Source organism: Burkholderia sp. Z1 (assembly GCF_014893795.1).
Lineage (GTDB): Bacteria > Pseudomonadota > Gammaproteobacteria > Burkholderiales > Burkholderiaceae > Burkholderia > Burkholderia theae.
The window spans coordinates 1805191-1820842 of sequence record NZ_JACFYL010000002.1; the positions used below are offsets into that span (position 1 = coordinate 1805191).

14 protein-coding genes are annotated in these 15652 nt (G+C 67.8%); 10 read left to right on the top strand and 4 right to left on the bottom strand.

What is annotated here, in order from left to right:
- The first annotated feature begins 264 nt into the window (after positions 1–264).
- From H3H55_RS25120 to H3H55_RS25155, 8 genes are all read left to right on the top strand, one after another.
- Entirely contained in the window at positions 265–1350 is a 1086-nt protein-coding gene (locus tag H3H55_RS25120) for an LLM class flavin-dependent oxidoreductase (protein ID WP_193100661.1), read from the top strand.
- Between the two features lie 20 nt (positions 1351–1370).
- Positions 1371–2210: a class II aldolase/adducin family protein gene (locus H3H55_RS25125; protein WP_193100662.1), complete on the top strand. Its 840-nt coding sequence runs from the start codon at positions 1371–1373 to the stop codon at positions 2208–2210.
- A 32-nt stretch (positions 2211–2242) separates the two neighbouring features.
- Positions 2243–3277, top strand: coding sequence for an ABC transporter substrate-binding protein (locus H3H55_RS25130; protein WP_193100663.1), 1035 nt, complete (start codon positions 2243–2245; stop codon positions 3275–3277).
- A 4-nt stretch (positions 3278–3281) separates the two neighbouring features.
- The gene (locus H3H55_RS25135) at positions 3282–4373 is read left to right on the top strand and encodes an ABC transporter permease (RefSeq protein WP_193100664.1); all 1092 of its coding nucleotides are present in this window, start codon (positions 3282–3284) and stop codon (positions 4371–4373) included.
- Entirely contained in the window at positions 4367–5194 is an 828-nt protein-coding gene (locus tag H3H55_RS25140) for an ABC transporter ATP-binding protein (protein WP_193100665.1), read from the top strand. Before H3H55_RS25135 ends, H3H55_RS25140 begins: the two co-directional genes overlap by 7 nt.
- Positions 5195–5244: 50 nt before the next feature.
- On the top strand, positions 5245–6429 hold the full coding sequence (locus H3H55_RS25145) for a c-type cytochrome (RefSeq protein WP_193100666.1): 1185 nt from the start codon (positions 5245–5247) through the stop codon (positions 6427–6429).
- 37 nt (positions 6430–6466) lie between these two features.
- Entirely contained in the window at positions 6467–7420 is a 954-nt protein-coding gene (locus H3H55_RS25150) for an ABC transporter substrate-binding protein (RefSeq protein WP_048245390.1), read from the top strand.
- 71 nt (positions 7421–7491) lie between these two features.
- Positions 7492–8358 carry an MOSC domain-containing protein gene (locus H3H55_RS25155; RefSeq protein ID WP_193100667.1) on the top strand — a complete coding sequence of 289 codons (867 nt, stop codon included), beginning with the start codon at positions 7492–7494 and terminating at the stop codon, positions 8356–8358.
- Positions 8359–8480: 122 nt separating this feature from the next.
- On the opposite strand, the gene H3H55_RS25160 is transcribed toward H3H55_RS25155, so the two are convergent.
- The 4 genes from H3H55_RS25160 to H3H55_RS25175 form a co-directional block, all read right to left on the bottom strand.
- On the bottom strand, positions 8481–8969 hold the full coding sequence (locus tag H3H55_RS25160; protein ID WP_193100668.1) for a hypothetical protein: 489 nt from the start codon (positions 8967–8969) through the stop codon (positions 8481–8483).
- 273 nt (positions 8970–9242) lie between these two features.
- Positions 9243–10640: a sensor histidine kinase gene (locus H3H55_RS25165; RefSeq protein WP_193100669.1), complete on the bottom strand. Its 1398-nt coding sequence runs from the start codon at positions 10638–10640 to the stop codon at positions 9243–9245.
- Complete coding sequence (locus tag H3H55_RS25170) at positions 10637–11311, bottom strand: response regulator (protein ID WP_193100670.1); 675 nt, start codon at positions 11309–11311, stop codon at positions 10637–10639. Before H3H55_RS25170 ends, H3H55_RS25165 begins: the two co-directional genes overlap by 4 nt.
- Positions 11312–11436: 125 nt before the next feature.
- Entirely contained in the window at positions 11437–12672 is a 1236-nt protein-coding gene (locus tag H3H55_RS25175; RefSeq protein WP_193100671.1) for a multidrug effflux MFS transporter, read from the bottom strand.
- 102 nt (positions 12673–12774) lie between these two features.
- On the opposite strand from H3H55_RS25175, the gene H3H55_RS25180 reads away from it, so the two are divergent.
- Entirely contained in the window at positions 12775–14262 is a 1488-nt protein-coding gene (locus tag H3H55_RS25180; protein WP_193100672.1) for a PLP-dependent aminotransferase family protein, read from the top strand.
- Positions 14263–14479: 217 nt separating this feature from the next.
- Complete coding sequence (locus tag H3H55_RS25185) at positions 14480–15580, top strand: ABC transporter substrate-binding protein (protein ID WP_048245395.1); 1101 nt, start codon at positions 14480–14482, stop codon at positions 15578–15580.
- Positions 15581–15652 lie beyond the last annotated feature (72 nt).

A 15652-nucleotide genomic window follows, 5' to 3' on the forward strand; every position in this document is an offset into this window, starting at 1 on the left:
CGGATTCCCTGGGTAGTGCAAGCGCGGCAATGCCGGCCATGGCGATGATCGATCGGCACGCGATGCGCGGCGCACGATACGGCGCCAACGCGCGCCCGATCGTTCGTGAGCCCACAGCGTATGCGCACCGCGCACCCGCCCAAACCATGCAAATCTGATATTCAAATCGGGATTGATTATTTCCATTCCGCATGATCGCGGCGTTAACCTGCGCTCCATTCCTGCCCGGCCGTGCGCCGGGACGTCCCTGCACCGGAGACCCAGATGAGCGTCGAATTCATCGGCATGATCCAGAGCCAGAAGCAGTCGGAAATCCATCCGGCGTCCGGCCCCGTGGTCGATCCCGACTATGTGCGCGACTTTGCGCGCGCCCACGAAACGGCCGGCTTCGACCGGATCCTCGTGCCGCATCACTCGACCGGCCCGTCGGCGACGCTGACGATCGCGTTCGCGGCGGCCGCGACCGAGCGCATCCACTTCATGCTCGCGCATCGCCCGGGCTTCACCGCGCCGACGCTCGCCGCGCGGCAGATCGCGACGCTCGACCAGTTCAGCCGCGGCCGGCTCGCCGTGCACTTCATCTCCGGCGGCTCGGACAGCGAGCAGCAGCGCGACGGCGATTTCCTCGACCACGACGCGCGTTATGCACGCACCGACGAATACCTCGGCATCCTGCGGCGGATCTGGACCGAAACGCAGCCGTTCGATCACGACGGCGCGCACTACCGGTTCAAGCAGGGCTTTTCGGAAGTGAAGCCGTTCCAGCAGCCGCACGTGCCGATCTATTTCGGCGGCGCATCGGAAGCCGCGCTCGCGGTGGCCGGCAAGCACGCGGACGTCTATGCGCTGTGGGGCGAATCGCTGGATCAGGTGCGCGACCTGACGACGCGCGTGCGCGCCGAAGCCGCCCAGCACGGCCGGCAGGTGCGGTTCTCCGTGTCGTTCCGCCCGATCCTCGCCGCGACCGAGGACGAAGCGTGGGCGCGCGCGCACCGCATCCTCGACGAAACACGCCGGCTGCGCGAAGCGGCCGGCCTCGGCGCCGGCGGCCCGCAGCAGAGCGAAGGCGCGCGCCGCCTGCTGGCCGCGGCCGAACGCGGCTCGCGCGTCGACAAGCGGCTGTGGACGGAAATCGCAAAGCTCACCGGCGCACGCTCGAATTCGACGGCGCTGGTCGGCACGCCCGAACAGGTCGCCGACGCGCTGCTCGACTACTACGACCTCGGCGTGACGACGTTCCTGATCCGCGGCTTCGATCCGCTCGAGGATGCGATCGACTACGGCCGCGAACTGATTCCGCGCGTGCGCAGCGCTGTCGCCGAACGCGATGCGGCACGGCGCGCCGCATGACGCCAACGGAGCGATACGCCATGTCCGCCGTTCTTTCCTCGCCCGTCCGCACCGCATCGGGCCTCGTGCTCGCCGACGCGCCGCGCCAGCATTTCTGGTTCGACCCGCCCGCGCCGCGCATCGACGTCGCCGCCGAACGCCGCCACCGTCAGGAGCGGCTCGCGGCCGCGTTCCGCCTGTTCGCGCGCTTCGGTTTCGCGTCGGGCCTCGCCGGCCACATCACCGCGCGCGATCCGGAGTTGCCCGACCATTTCTGGGTGAATCCGCTCGGCGTGCATTTCTCGCAGATCAAGGTATCCGACCTGCTGCTCGTCAATGCGCACGGCGAAACCGCGATCGGCACGCGTCCGCTGAACAAGGCCGCGTTCGCGATCCATGCGGCGATCCACGACGCGCATCCGCATATCGTCGCCGCCGCGCACACGCATTCGACCTACGGCAAGGCGTGGTCGACGCTCGGCCGCCCGCTCGATCCGCTCACGCAGGACGCGTGCGTGTTCTACGAGGATCACGCGCTGTTCGACGACTTCACGGGGATGGTCGTCGATACCAGCGAAGGCGCGCGGATCGCCGATGCGCTCGCGAAACCGGACGGCACCACGCACAAGGGCGTGATCCTGAAGAACCACGGGATCCTGACGGCCGGCCCGTCGGTCGAGGCCGCCGCATGGTGGTACATCGCGCTCGACAATGCCGCGCACACGCAGTTGCTGGCCGAGGCGGCCGGCACGCCGCAGCCGATCGATCACGCGACCGCGCGCCACACGCACGGCCAGATCGGCGGCCCCGAGGGTGCGCTGCATGCATTCGACAGCCTGTTCGCGCGCGTCGTCGCCGACGAACCCGACCTGCTCGACTGAGCGCCTTTCCGCACGACCGGAGACCCGACCACATGACCCGAACCACCGCACCCGCGCCCACCGATGCGCACGACGACAAACGCCGCAGGCTGCTGCGCGCGGCCGGTGCCGCCGCGCTCGCTGCGCCGGCGATCACGCTTGGCCGCAAGGCCTGGTCCGCGCCGCCGCTGAAGAAACTCACGTTCGCGTGGAACCAGAACGCGTTCTGCCTGACGCCGATCGTCGTCGCGCAGGAACGCGGCTTCTTCGAGAAGAACGGGTTGAAGGTCGAGCTGATCAACTACAGCGGGTCGACCGACCAGTTGCTCGAATCGATCGCGACCGGCAAGGCCGATGCGGCGGTCGGGATGATCCACCGCTGGCTGAAGCCGCTCGAAGCCGGCTTCGACGTGAAGATCATCGGCAGCTCGCACGGCGGTTGCGTGCGGCTGCTCGGCGCGAAGGCGGCCGGCGTCACGACGCTGCAGGCGCTGAAGGGCAAGACGGTCGGTGTCAGCGATCTCGCCGCGCCCGGCAAGCATTTCTTCTCGATCCTGCTCGCGAAGAACGGCATCGATCCCGAGCGCGACATCACGTGGCGCCAGTACCCGGCCGACCTGCTCGGCGTCGCGGTCGACAAGGGCGAGATCCACGCGATCGCCGACGGCGACCCGAATCTCTTCCTGCTCGAAAAGCGCAGCAATGGCGCGTATACGGAACTGGCGACGAACCTGTCCGGCGAATACGCGCGCAAGGTGTGCTGCGTGATCGGCGCGCGCGGCGACCTCGTGCGCAACGACCGGCCGTCGGCTGCCGCGCTCGCGCGCTCGATCGTGCAGGCCACCGAGTACACGCACGACAACCCGAACGAGGCCGCGAAGGTGTTCGCGAAGTATTCGCCGAAGATCAGCCCCGACGATCTGCGCAAGCTCTACGCGACGCTCACCTACACGCATCACCCGACCAACGTCGATCTGCAGCAGGAAATCGCGTTTTATGCGGACGATTTCCGCCGCATCAGCGTGCTGAAGAAAAGCACCGACCCGCAGCGCTTCGCGCAGCAGGTCTATGCAAACGTGCTGGGGTGACGCGATGTCGACGATCGAACACGCTTCCCCCGCACGCACCGCATCCGCACCGGCTGGCGGCAGCGCCACCGCGTCCGCACGCGTCGCCTGCACGGCCTGCGAAGCCACGCTCGCCGCCGAAGCCCGCCGTGCACGGACCTGGCCGACCGGCATCGCCGCCGCGCTCGCGTGGGCCGCGCTCGGCGCGCTCACGCAACTGTGGCCGAACCGCATCGTCGGCTTCAGCGACTGGGCGTACACGGACACGTTCGGCACGGCCGCCTGGTCGATCGGCGCGCTGCTGCTCGCCGCCGCGACGCTCGGCCATCTCGTCCCCGCCACCCGCACGCGGCTTGCACGCGTGCGCCCGGCCGGCCCGTGGCTCGTCGCGCTGCCGCTCGTGCTCGCCGCGTGGGAAATCGTCACCGCGAAAACCGGCTGGCTGCCGACGCCGTTCTTCGCGCCGCCGCAGGCGCTGATCGAGGTCTATGTCGACGACTGGCCGCGCCTCTTCGGCAGCGCCGGCAACACGCTGAAACTGCTCGCGCTCGGGTTTGCGTACGGCGTCACGGTCGGCTTCGCGGTGGGCGTGTCGATCGGCTGGTCGCGCCGGATCGGCTACTGGGTGCATCCGGTGCTGCGCGTGCTCGGCCCCGTGCCGGCCACCGCGCTGCTGCCGCTCACGTTCTACTTCTTCCCGTCGAGCTATTCGGCCGCCGCATTCCTGATCGCGCTGTCGACCGGCTTCCCGGTCGCCGTGCTGACGTGGTCCGGCGTCGCGAGCGTCAACCGGCAGTACTACGACGTCGCCCGCACGCTCGGCGCGAACGCGCGCTTCCTCGTGCTGCGCGTCGCGATTCCGGCCGCGCTGCCGCACGTGTTCGTCGGCATCTTCATGGGGTTGAGCGCGTCGTTCACGGTGCTGGTCGTCGCCGAGATGATGGGCGTCAAGTCGGGGCTCGGCTGGTACCTGAGCTGGGCGCAGGGCTGGGCATCGTACGTGAACATGTATGCGGCGCTGATCGTGATGGCGCTGCTGTTTTCCGGGCTGATCGCGCTGCTGTTCGCGGTGCGCGACCGCGTGCTCGCGTGGCAGAAAGGAACCGTCAAATGGTAAGCACCGCCGTACTCGAACCGTCCGTTACCGCTGCGCCCGCCGCTACGCCCACCCTCACGGCGCCGCGCGGCGCGCACATCGACATCCGCCGTGTGAGCCATGCGTTCGACGGCCCCGGCGGCCCGCTGCCGGTGCTCGACGACGTCACACTGTCGGTCGCGGCCGGCGAATTCGTCGCGCTGCTCGGCCCGAGCGGCTGCGGGAAATCGACGCTGCTGCGTCTCGTCGCGGGCCTCGACGCCGCACGGCAAGGCACGATCGCGCAGGACGGCGTGCCGATCGAGCGCCCCGATCCGTCGCGCATCGTCGTGTTCCAGGACCCGACGCTGTACCCGTGGCGACGCGTGCGCGCGAACGTCGCGCTTGGCCTCGAAGCGCGCGGCGTGGCGCGCGTCGCACAGCATCGCGTTGACGATGCGCTGGCGCGCGTCGGGCTGCAGGAATTCTCGAACGTGTTCCCGCATCAGCTATCGGGCGGGATGGCGCAGCGCGTCGCACTTGCCCGCGCGCTCGTCAACGATCCGCGCCTGCTGATTCTCGACGAACCGCTCGGCAAGCTCGATTCGCTGACGCGGCTCACGATGCAGGGCGAACTGACCGCGCTGTGGCAACGCGACCAGTTCTCCGCGCTGCTCGTCACGCACGACGTCGAGGAAGCGCTGTTCCTCGCGCAGCGCGTGATCGTGTTCGGGCCGCGTCCCGCACGGATCGTCGCCGAATTGCATGTCGACCTGCCCTACCCGCGCCATCGCGGCGACCCGCGCCTCGCGGCACTGCGCCACGACGCGCTGCGGCATCTCGGGCTCGATGCGAGCTGGTAGATGCGGGTTGCCGTTCGACGATCGGCCGCCACGCGGCGGGCGCGCGGCAGATGAATGCGCCGCCGTTCGCCGACTGGGCGCTCGTGTTCCTGCAAGGGCTGTATCGCGCGCAACTCGCGTTGGCACGCGTGCTGCACATGCTCGGCCTCACGGGCGACGCCGACGGTCAGGCCGCGTGGCCGTGGGCGCACCGCATCGCGCTCGAGACGCTGCGCATCGACGCGGGCCTCACGCGGCAACTCGCGTTCGCGTTGGCGGCGACCGCGTGTGCCGTCGTGCTCGCATGCGTCGCGCTCGTTTCGCGCAAGGGGCGTTTCGCGTCGGCGATCGCCGCGCTGGCCGTTGCATGGTTCGCGCCGTGGCCGCCGTCGTCGCTGTGGCTCTCGCCTGCCGTGCCGACGAGTTTCCAGCGCGATCCCGCGCCGTTTTCGGTGTCGAACGTGGTGCGCGGCGCGCATCTCTACACGCAACACTGCGCGGCCTGCCACGGCGCGGACGGCCGTGGCGAAGGGCCGCTCGCGGCCACGCTCGCGCACTGGCCGCCGACCTTCGCCGGCGCGCTGCTCGCCCGCCGCCTCGACGGCGAACTGTTCTGGCGGGTGCGCCACGGCACGCGCGACGAACACGGCGTGTCGACGATGCCCGGCTTTGCGGCCACGCTCGGCCCGCAAGACACGTGGGCCGTGCTCGACTACCTGAAAGCGCTTGCGGCGGGCAGCGGCGCGCAAGCCGAAGGCGCGTGGCCCGTACCCGTCCCGCTGCCGGCGCTCGACGTGCGCTGCGGCACCGCCGCGCCGCAATCGCTCGAGCGCTGGCGCGAAGGCCAGCGGGTGCGCATCGTCGCGCTCGCGCCGGGCGTCGCAGCGCCGCCGGAAGACCCGCGCTGGCAGACCCTGCTCGTCACGGCACGCGGCACATCCATGCCGCCCGCAACCGGCACGCGTGCGGCCAACTGCGTCGCGTCGACGCCCGGCGCGTGGCTCGCGTTCGCGACGATCGCGGGTGTGGCGCCCAATGCACTCGGCGGCACGCAACTGCTCGCCGATCGTCGCGGCTGGCTGCGGGCGCGCGCGTTGCCGGGCAGCGCCGGCTGGTCGGACGCCGACCTGCTGTGCCGCTCGGACGCCACCGCACGGCCGGCCGCAGCGTCGGCGACCGTCGATCCGTTGACCGCACTGCTGCTGCGCGTCGACACGGAACCCGTCCGCGACGTGCAGGCCGGCCTCCCGCACTGAATTCCCGAACCTTTTCTCCGACCCACCGAACTTCACGATGAATCCGACCCGACGCCATTTCCTCGCGCAAGCGAGCGCCCTCGCCACGATCGCCGCGGCCCCGGCCGCGCTGCGCGCGCAATCGGGCACACGGCCGCTGCTGCGCGCCGGCGACCAGAAAGGCGGGCTGCGCGCGCTGCTCGAAGCGGCCGGCGAACTGAACGGCCTCGCGTACGACATCGCATGGACCGAGTTCCCGGCCGCCGCGCCGCTCGCCGAAGCGCTGAACGCGGCCGCCGTCGACTGCGGGCCGATCGGCGACGCGCCGGTGATCTTCGCGCTCGCGTCGGGCGCACGCATCAAGGTGATCGGCGCGAACCGTTCCGATCCGTACGGCACGGCCGTGCTCGTGCGGCCCGACGCGGCGCTGAAAAGCGCGGCCGACCTGAAGGGCAAGCGCATCGGCACCACGCGCGGCTCGATCGGCCATTTCGTCACGTTGAAGGCGCTCGACGCGGCCGGCCTGCCGCCGGACGCCGTGTCGTTCCGCTTCCTGCCGCCGGCCGACACGATGCTCGCGCTCGCGACCGGATCGATCGACGCGTGGGCGACCTGGGAGCCCTATACCGCGCTCGCCGAAACGAGCGGCCGCGCGCGCGTGCTCGTCAACGGCCGTGGACTGTGGTCGGGCCTCAGCTATGTCGCGGCGACCGACGCGGCGATCGCGTCGAAGCGCGACGTATTGCACGATTTCCTGCTGCGCGTCGTGCGCGCGCAGACGTGGTCGTACCGGCATGTCGACGCGTATTCCGCGGCGCTCGCGCGCATCATCGGCATTCCGCCGGCCGCCGCGAAGCTGCAGTTCGAGCGCCGCAACACGCGCTGGTTGCCGATCGACGCGACCGTGATCGCCGGGCAACAGCGCACGGCCGACTTCTACCTGAAGGCCGGGCTGTTGCGTCAGCCGCTCGACGTGCGCACGACGTTCGACACCGGCTTCCCGCTCGCGTAACCGCCCGAACGACTTCGGCCCGATCTGGCACAATCGCGTTTTGACTCTCCACGTCATTCGAAGCCAGCGCCATGCCAGCCATCAGCGAACTTTTCGTCTATCCGATCAAATCCTGCGCCGGCATCGCGCTGACGCGTGCGCAACTGCTCGAAACGGGCCTCGCCTACGACCGCCACTGGCTGATCACCGATCGCGACGGGCAGATGATCACGCAGCGCACGCACCCGCGCCTCGCGCTGATCCGCACCGCGCTCGACAGCGATGCGCTCGTGCTGAATGCGCCGGGCATGCGCGAGATCCGCACGCCGCTCGACGGCGACGCGTCGCCCGCCACGCCGAAAATGGCCGCGACCGTCTGGCGCGACACCGTCGACGCGATCGACACGGGCGCCGAAACGGCCGCGTGGCTCACCGAATTCCTCGGCACGCCCGCGAAGCTCGCCCGCTTCGGCGCCGACGCGCGCCGCGGCTGCAACCGCAAATGGACCGGCGAGATCGATACGCACACGCAGTTCGCCGATGCTTATCCGCTGCTCGTGATCGGCCAGTCGTCGCTCGACGACCTGAACGCGCGGCTCGCCGCGAAAGGCGCGCCGGCGATTCCGATGAACCGCTTCCGCCCGAACATCGTCGTGTCGGATCTCGATGCGTACGAAGAGGATTTCGTCGAACACCTCGATACCGAAGGCGCGACGCCCGTACGGCTGCGCCTCGTGAAGCTGTGCACGCGCTGCCCGATGCCGACGATCGATCAGGCTACCGCCGCGCCCGATCCGGCATGGCCGCACGAGCCGACCGACACGATGCAGACCTATCGCGCGAATCCGAATTACGAAGACGCGCTGACGTTCGGCATCAATGCGATCGTCGTCGAAGGCGCGGGCGCGTGGCTCGAAATCGGCCAGCCGCTCGAAGCGGAGATCGGGTTCGGCGATTAAAAAATCGCGAACCCGCATGAATGGCACAAGGCGCTGAATCGGAAGGCGGCGCATGCGATCGTTTACCGCAATGCGCCACCGGATTCGATTTCAAACAATGTGCCGATTGATTTCCGCTGGAATCACAGTTCCGTAATCTTTGCGTCGCTTACCGTGATCTTTTCTTCCGGATTTTGGGGATCGACGCTCGTATAACTGGCCGTTCCGGTTTTCGAACCCTGCGGAATAAGGGACGACAAATCCAGCACCGGAAACAGCGCCGGCGGGACGCCATGATACTTGTTGACGGGAATGATCCCGCCGACGTAACCATGCACGTGCAGCAAAAGCGACCGTACCAGAAGAGCGGACGCGCTTTCCTCTTCCTTTGACGGGAAGTAGGTATAGTTTCCGCCGATCGTGATTCTGGTCACGTTATTGGGCCGATGGGCCCACACAATCGTGCCGGAGCCTTGCAGCGAGCCCGACGGATGATCCAGTTCCGGGTGGAATGCGGCGGCAAACTGGATGGCCGGCGCATGTCCCTTTCCTGACGTGACCTGCCCACCGCTGATTCTGAATCGTTTGACGAAAATCTCCGGCAGAACTTCTTCATCGAGTGTCGTGGCCATGGCCTTGCCCTCATTGAATTATGGAAAATTACGATTCATCCCTGAATTAACGAGACGACGCCGTGCATTGAACGGCTGATTCAGCTTAGGTCGGATAATCGGAATTTGTAGCTGTTATAAATAGCAGCATGTCACGTGATTATAAAAAACATTCAATTTAATTATTGAATTCCTCGATTTTATAAAATATCGCGCCTGTGCATAATGGCGCAGATAATCACCTGCGCTCCGCATATCCACCGTCTCCCGGGAAACACATGCCGAAATGTGTTTCTAAAGGCTGATCGGCAGCGCCACCGTGACGATCAGCCCGCCGCCGCCCGCATCGGCCAGCGCCACCGTGCCCTGGTGCACGCGTGCGATCTCCCGCACGATCGACAGTCCGAGCCCCGTCCCTTCGACCGTCTGCGTCTTGCTGCCGCGATGAAAGCGCTCGAACACCGCGTCGCGCTCGTCGGCCGGAATGCCCGGCCCGTTGTCGATCACGTCGAGCCGTGCATGCTCGCCGTCGCGCGACACGCGCACCGTAATCACCGCACGATCGCCCGCATAGCGGATCGCGTTGTCGATCAGGTTGCCGATCATTTCGCCGAGCAGGTCGGACTGCCCGTGCACGTCGACGTCGGCCTCGTGTTCGAAGCCGAGATCGATGTCGCGCGCGCGTGCGACGGGCGACCAGTCGAGCGTCACGCTGCGCGCGAGCCGGTGCAGTTCGACCGGCTTGCGCGCGACCGCGTGGCCGCTGTCCGAATCGAGCCGCGACAGCGACAGCAATTGCTGGACGATCTTCGCGGCCTGCCGCACCGCGCCGTTCGCGCGCCGCAGGTGGGCGTTCGCGCGCGGCTGCTCGTCGGGCCGCAGCGCGAGTTCGACGCCGGCCTGCACGGCCGCGAGCGGCGTCTTCAGTTGATGGGCCGCATCCGCGAAGAAGCGGCGCCGCGCGACCTGCATGCGCTGCGTGCGGCCGATGTACTGGTTGATCGAATCGACGAGCGGCGTCAGCTCGCTCGGCATCGCGCCCGTGTCGAGCGGCGTCGTGTCGTCCTCGCTGCGCGCGGCGACCGTCGCCGACAGCCGGTTCAGCGGCCGCAGCCCGCGCCCGACGCCGAGCCATACGATCCCGAGCGCGAGCACGACGAGCAGCCCTTCCTGCAGCAGCGAACCGACCAGGATCTCGCGTGCGAGCGCCTGGCGCGCCTCGATCGTCTCGCCGACCATCACCCACACGATGCGCGACTGTGCGGTCGGCACGTCGTGCACCGGAATGCGCAGCGCGGCCATCCGCAACTGCTCGCCGCGATAGACGACGTCGTAGTAGCGCGTGACGAACAGCGCGCCGTCGCCCGCGTCGCGCCCCTGCGGCAGCGGCAGGTCCGGGTAGCCGGTGATCGTGTGGCCGTTGTCCTCGCGGATCAGGTAGTAGATCTTGCCGCCGTCGCTCGATTCGAGCATTTCGAGCGCGAGATACGGCAGGTCGACCTCGATTTCACCGTCGTTGAGCCGCACGCCTTCGCGGATCGACTTCAGCGACGACGACAGCGTGCGATCGAACGCGACGTGCGCGGCGCTCATCGCGCGCTGGTACGTGAGCCACGAGTCGAGCGCGAGCAGGCCGAGCAGCGGCAGCAGCAGCCACAGCGCAACCTGGGTGCGCAGGTTCGGGCGGGTCATTCCACCGCCTTCGCTTCCAGCAGATATCCCAATCCCCGCAACGTAACGATCGCGATGCCCGTGTTCTCGAGCTTCTTCCTCAGCCGGTACACGTAGATCTCGATCGCGTCGGCGTTGACCGATTCGTCGAGCCCGAAGATCTTCTCCGACAGCGTTTCCTTGTTGATCGCGCGGCCGTTGCGCAGGATCAGCACCTCGAGCACCGAGCGCTCGCGCGGCGTGAGCGACAGCGGTTCGCCCGCGAGGTGGAAACTGCGATCGATACTGTCATACGAAAGCGGCCCGCATTCGACCCGCGAATGCTCGTGGCCGAGGCTGCGCCGGATCAGCGCGCGGGCGCGTGCCTCCAGTTCGGTCAGCTCGAACGGCTTCGCGAGATAGTCGTCGGCGCCGAGATCGAGCCCCTTCACGCGGTCCTCGACCGACCCGTGCGCGGTGAGGATCAGCACCGGCACCGGATTGCGGCGCGCGCGCAGCCGCCGCAGCACCTCCAGCCCGTCGAGCTTCGGCAGCCCGAGATCGAGGATCACCAGCGCGTAATCCTGCGTGCGCAGCACGTGGTCCGCCGCCTCCCCGTCCGCCATGTGATCGACCGCGAAGCGCGCGGCGCTCAGCGCGTCGTTCAGCGACTGGGCCAGGTTCGGGTTGTCTTCGACGAGCAGCACACGCATGGGGAATCCGGTAAGGTCAGCGACAGGCCGCTACATTACATGATCCTTTCCGTTTCGACGCCTCGCGGAAACACCTGTTGCACCGCGTCTGCGAACCCGCGCCGCGTGGTCCGGTCGACTGTCGCTCATTGCTCGGGCGCACGACGCCTCCCTGTCGCGAAGCGCGAACCGTCGGTCACGCGACGCTCACGCAGACCGACGGCCACCGCGACGAACGCGACGCTCGCACCGACCGTGACGGCAATCATCGGGCGGGCGGTGCCATCCGACAGCCACGCCAGCACGCCGCCGCACGCGGCCGTGATCGCCATCTGGATAAAGAAGAACAGTCCGGACGCCGTGCCGGCGATCTTCGTGTACGGCTGCATCACCGCAAACTGACAGGCCGGAATCGCGATCCCGACGGCAATCATCACGACGAACATCGGCACGACGAGGGCCGTCACCGCCGTGGGGGCGATCGCACCGCCCGCCCACAACACCGCGGCGCCGACCAGATTGACGCCTGCCGCCGCGACGATGACCGCATCGGCTTCCCAGCGGCCGCTGGTCCGCGCGAACAGGCTCGAACCGATCAGGTAGCCGAGCACGGTCAGGCCGAAGATCGCCGCATAGACCGGGCCGGACACGCCCATTTGCCGCTGGAACAGCGTCGACGATTCCGCGATGAACGGGTAGTACGTGCAGTACGCGAAGCTGATGGCCAGCGAATAGCGCAGGAACCGGCGCTCGCGCAGCAGGCCGGCATACGTCCGCAAGAGCCCGCGGCCCGGCACCGGCCGCGCGTCGTATTCGCGGGTCTCGGGCAGGTAGCGCAGCACCATCGCCGTCGCGACCAGCCCGCCCGCCGCGAGACACCCGAACACCCCGCGCCAGCCGAACCACTCGGCGACCGCGCTGCCGGCCAGCGGCGCAATCACCGGCGACAACGCCATGCCGGCCGAGATACGACCCAGCATCGTGGCCTGCATCGCGGTCGGAAAGCGCTCGCGCACGATGACACGCCCGATCACCGTTCCGCTGCAGCCGCCCAGCGCCTGGAAGATGCGTGCGGCGATGATCGCCGGGATGCTCGTCGACAACGCGCAGGCAACGCTCGCGATCGCGTAGATGCACAGGCCGCCGATGAGTACCGGACGGCGTCCGTACCGATCGGACAACGGCCCCGACACCAGCATCGACAACGCATAACCGACCATGTAGAGCGTCAGCGTGAGCTGCAACTGGGCATCGGTGCCGTGCAGCGCGTCGGCCATCGCGGGCAGCGACGGCAGGTAGGCATCGATCGTGACCCGCGGCAGGCATACGACGAGCATCAACAGGAACAACCAGCCCCACTGGGGCAATAAACGCGTCTTCATGCGGTGAGTCCGTCTTCGGTCGGATGGGTGGGGTCGACAGCAATCTAAGGGGAAAGTGATATAAGCTGAAGGACCATTAAATCGAACGCTGACTGGACCACTATGCCGCGAGGCAAAGCCGCGATTCCGCTTGATCTGCCGCGCCCGTCCGGGTTGTCGACCAGCAGCCTGCAGTCGAAGCAGACGTGCATTGCCGACGCGATTCGCGACGCGATCCTGAAGCGCCTGCTGCCCGGCGACAGCGCGCTGCCGTCCAGCCGGACGCTTGCCGCGCGCTGGAGCGTCGCGCGGGGAACCGTCGAAGCGGCGTACGACCTGCTGTGCTCCGAGGGCTACATTGCGCGCACGCGCGGCTCCGGGTCGCGGGTCTGCGCGATGGTGCCGGACAGCTATCTGCGCGCGGCCGCGCAGCCGCGTCACGGCGGCGCCGATCGCCCCGACACGCCGAGCGCGTCGGCGGGCACGACGGACACGGCCGAGCCGGAACATGGCGTGCGCCCCGGCGTCCCGTTCGTCGCACGGCTCACGGATCCCGGCCTGCTGCCGATGCAGCAATGGAAGAAGGCGCTCGGGGCGAGCCTGCTTGCCGCGACGGCGAACGACCTCGGGGCCACGCCGTCGCAAGGCATCGAAAGCCTGCGCGCCGAAATCGCCGCGTACCTGCGGGAATACCGCGGCATTCCGTGCGAAGCCGGCGACATCTTCATCACGACCGGCATCCGGCATTCGATCGATCTCGTCGCGCGAACGGTGCTCGCGCCCGGCTCGACGGTCCTGATGGAAGATCCGGGTTATGCGTCGGCCTGGCAGATTTTCACGATCGCGGGCGCGACCGTGATCGACGTGCCGGTCGATCGGGAAGGAATCGACACGGCATCGCTGGATCGCCATCCGGATGCGCGCGCGGCCTACGTGACGCCCGCCCATCAGGCACCGCTCGGCGTCACGATGTCGGTGTCGCGCCGGCTCGAACTGCTCGACTGGGCGCAGCGCAACCGGGCATGGATCATCGAGGACGACTACGACGGCGAATTCAGTTACCAGACCGCCCCGCTGCCCGCGCTGAAATCGCTCGACGCATGCGATCGCGTGATCTACTGCGGCTCGTTCAACAAGACGCTGTTCTCGGGGCTGCGCATCGGCTTCATGGTCGTGCCGACGGAATTGCGGCCGATGCTGGCGGCCGTGTGGCACGCGACCGCACGCTCCGTCGGCGTGGCGCCGCAGCTTGCGCTGGCCCGCTTCATCGCGCACGGCGATTTCGCGAAGCACCTGCGCGCCAGCCGCCACGCGTACCGCCAGCGGCGCGACATCGTGCTCGACCAGTTGGCGAAGCACGCCGGCGGGCGGTACACGGTGTCGGGCGAGCACGCGGGATTTCATTTCGTGCTGTGGCTGCCGCCCGGGATGGACGACGCGTCGTACGTCGCGCAGGCGCACGCGGCCGGCGTCACGTTGCAGGCGATCCGCGGATTCTGCCGAAGCGCCGAGCGCGAAGCGGGTGTCGTCGTCGGCTATTCGGCACTGACGGCCGCGCACGCGCGGCACGGCGGCCGGATCCTCGGCAAGCTGCTGGCGCAATCCGCATAGCTGTCTTCGGCATCGTTGTCGCGCCTGTCGGCAACGCACCTCCTTCCCTTTTCAAATCGTGTCGCGCGCCGCGAAAACCGCGGCCGCCGCCGTTTCGACCTCGGGAAATCCATGACACAAAGGACGCGATTGTGAACGGAAATGAAAGCAGGCTGAAAGTGCCTCGCAATTAACATCCGCGTCACTCGAACAACACCGATACGTACTGGAGGAAGACATGTCGTTTGCACCGAAGACCCTCGCCGCCGCGCTGGCGGTCGTTCTGGGCACTGCCGCCGGCAGCGCCGCCGCGCAGGTTCCGGCCGGGTATCCGGGTAACTACCAGGGCGTGATCGACGCCGCGAAGAAGGAAGGCAAGCTGATCGTCTACTCGACGACCGACACGGGCCTCGTGCGTCCGCTGATCAAGGACTTCGAAAGCCTGTACGGCGTGAAGGTCGAGTACAACGACATGAACAGCACCGAGCTGTACAACCGCTACATCAGCGAGAACGCGGCGAGCAGCACCAGCGCCGACGTGCTGTGGAGCTCGGCGATGGACCTGCAGGTCAAGCTCGTCAACGACGGCCTGATGGCGTCCTACGATTCGCCCGAAAGCCCGAACCTGCCGCAATGGTCGCAATACCAGAAGCAGGCGTACGGCACGACCTTCGAGCCGCTCGCGATCGTCTACAACAAGCGCCTGATCCCCGAGAACGAAGTGCCGACGACGCGCGCCGACCTGATCAAGCTGCTCACCACGCAGGGCGACAAGTTCAAGGGCAAGGTCACGACCTACGACATCGAGAAATCGGGTGTCGGCTTCAACTACCTGACGCAGGACGCGCATGTGAACGAGAAGGTCACATGGGAACTCGTGCGGGCGATCGGCGCGACCGGCCCGAAGCTGCAGTCGAGCACCGGCGCGATGATGGAGCGGATCTCGTCGGGCGAGAACCTGATCGGTTACAACATCATCGGTTCGTACGCGTATGCGAAGGCGAAGAAGGACAAGTCGATCGGTTATGTGTTTCCGAAGGACTACACACAAGTCGTGAGCCGCCTCGCCACCGTGTCGAAGAAAGCGAAGAATCCGAACGCCGCGAAGCTGTGGGTCGACTACCTGCTGTCGAAGCGCGGCCAGACGCTGATCGCGAACCAGGCGAACCTGTACGCGATCCGCGCGGACGTCACGGGCGAAACGTCGGCCGCGAGCCTGTCGAAGGAACTCGGCGATTCGCTGAAGCCGATCCAGATCGGCACCGGCCTGCTGGTCTATCTCGACCAGTCGAAGCGGCTTGCGTTCCTGAAGCAATGGCAGCAGTCGATCAAGCGCTGATCCGCTGACTGCCGGCCGCCCGCCGCATCTGGCGCGGGCGGTCCCTTCCCCTTACCGACTTCCTAAAGGCGG

What these genes read in the sequence shown, in the direction of transcription:
- H3H55_RS25120 (WP_193100661.1), top strand. Translation starts at nt 265, where the DNA reads ATGAGCGTCGAATTCATCGGCATGATCCAGAGCCAGAAGCAGTCGGAA.
- H3H55_RS25125 (WP_193100662.1), top strand. Translation starts at nt 1,371, where the DNA reads ATGTCCGCCGTTCTTTCCTCGCCCGTCCGCACCGCATCGGGCCTCGTG.
- H3H55_RS25130 (WP_193100663.1), top strand. Translation starts at nt 2,243, where the DNA reads ATGACCCGAACCACCGCACCCGCGCCCACCGATGCGCACGACGACAAA.
- H3H55_RS25135 (WP_193100664.1), top strand. Translation starts at nt 3,282, where the DNA reads ATGTCGACGATCGAACACGCTTCCCCCGCACGCACCGCATCCGCACCG.
- H3H55_RS25140 (WP_193100665.1), top strand. Translation starts at nt 4,367, where the DNA reads ATGGTAAGCACCGCCGTACTCGAACCGTCCGTTACCGCTGCGCCCGCC.
- H3H55_RS25145 (WP_193100666.1), top strand. Translation starts at nt 5,245, where the DNA reads ATGAATGCGCCGCCGTTCGCCGACTGGGCGCTCGTGTTCCTGCAAGGG.
- H3H55_RS25150 (WP_048245390.1), top strand. Translation starts at nt 6,467, where the DNA reads ATGAATCCGACCCGACGCCATTTCCTCGCGCAAGCGAGCGCCCTCGCC.
- H3H55_RS25155 (WP_193100667.1), top strand. Translation starts at nt 7,492, where the DNA reads ATGCCAGCCATCAGCGAACTTTTCGTCTATCCGATCAAATCCTGCGCC.
- H3H55_RS25160 (WP_193100668.1), bottom strand. Translation starts at nt 8,969, where the DNA reads ATGGCCACGACACTCGATGAAGAAGTTCTGCCGGAGATTTTCGTCAAA.
- H3H55_RS25165 (WP_193100669.1), bottom strand. Translation starts at nt 10,640, where the DNA reads ATGACCCGCCCGAACCTGCGCACCCAGGTTGCGCTGTGGCTGCTGCTG.
- H3H55_RS25170 (WP_193100670.1), bottom strand. Translation starts at nt 11,311, where the DNA reads ATGCGTGTGCTGCTCGTCGAAGACAACCCGAACCTGGCCCAGTCGCTG.
- H3H55_RS25175 (WP_193100671.1), bottom strand. Translation starts at nt 12,672, where the DNA reads ATGAAGACGCGTTTATTGCCCCAGTGGGGCTGGTTGTTCCTGTTGATG.
- H3H55_RS25180 (WP_193100672.1), top strand. Translation starts at nt 12,775, where the DNA reads ATGCCGCGAGGCAAAGCCGCGATTCCGCTTGATCTGCCGCGCCCGTCC.
- H3H55_RS25185 (WP_048245395.1), top strand. Translation starts at nt 14,480, where the DNA reads ATGTCGTTTGCACCGAAGACCCTCGCCGCCGCGCTGGCGGTCGTTCTG.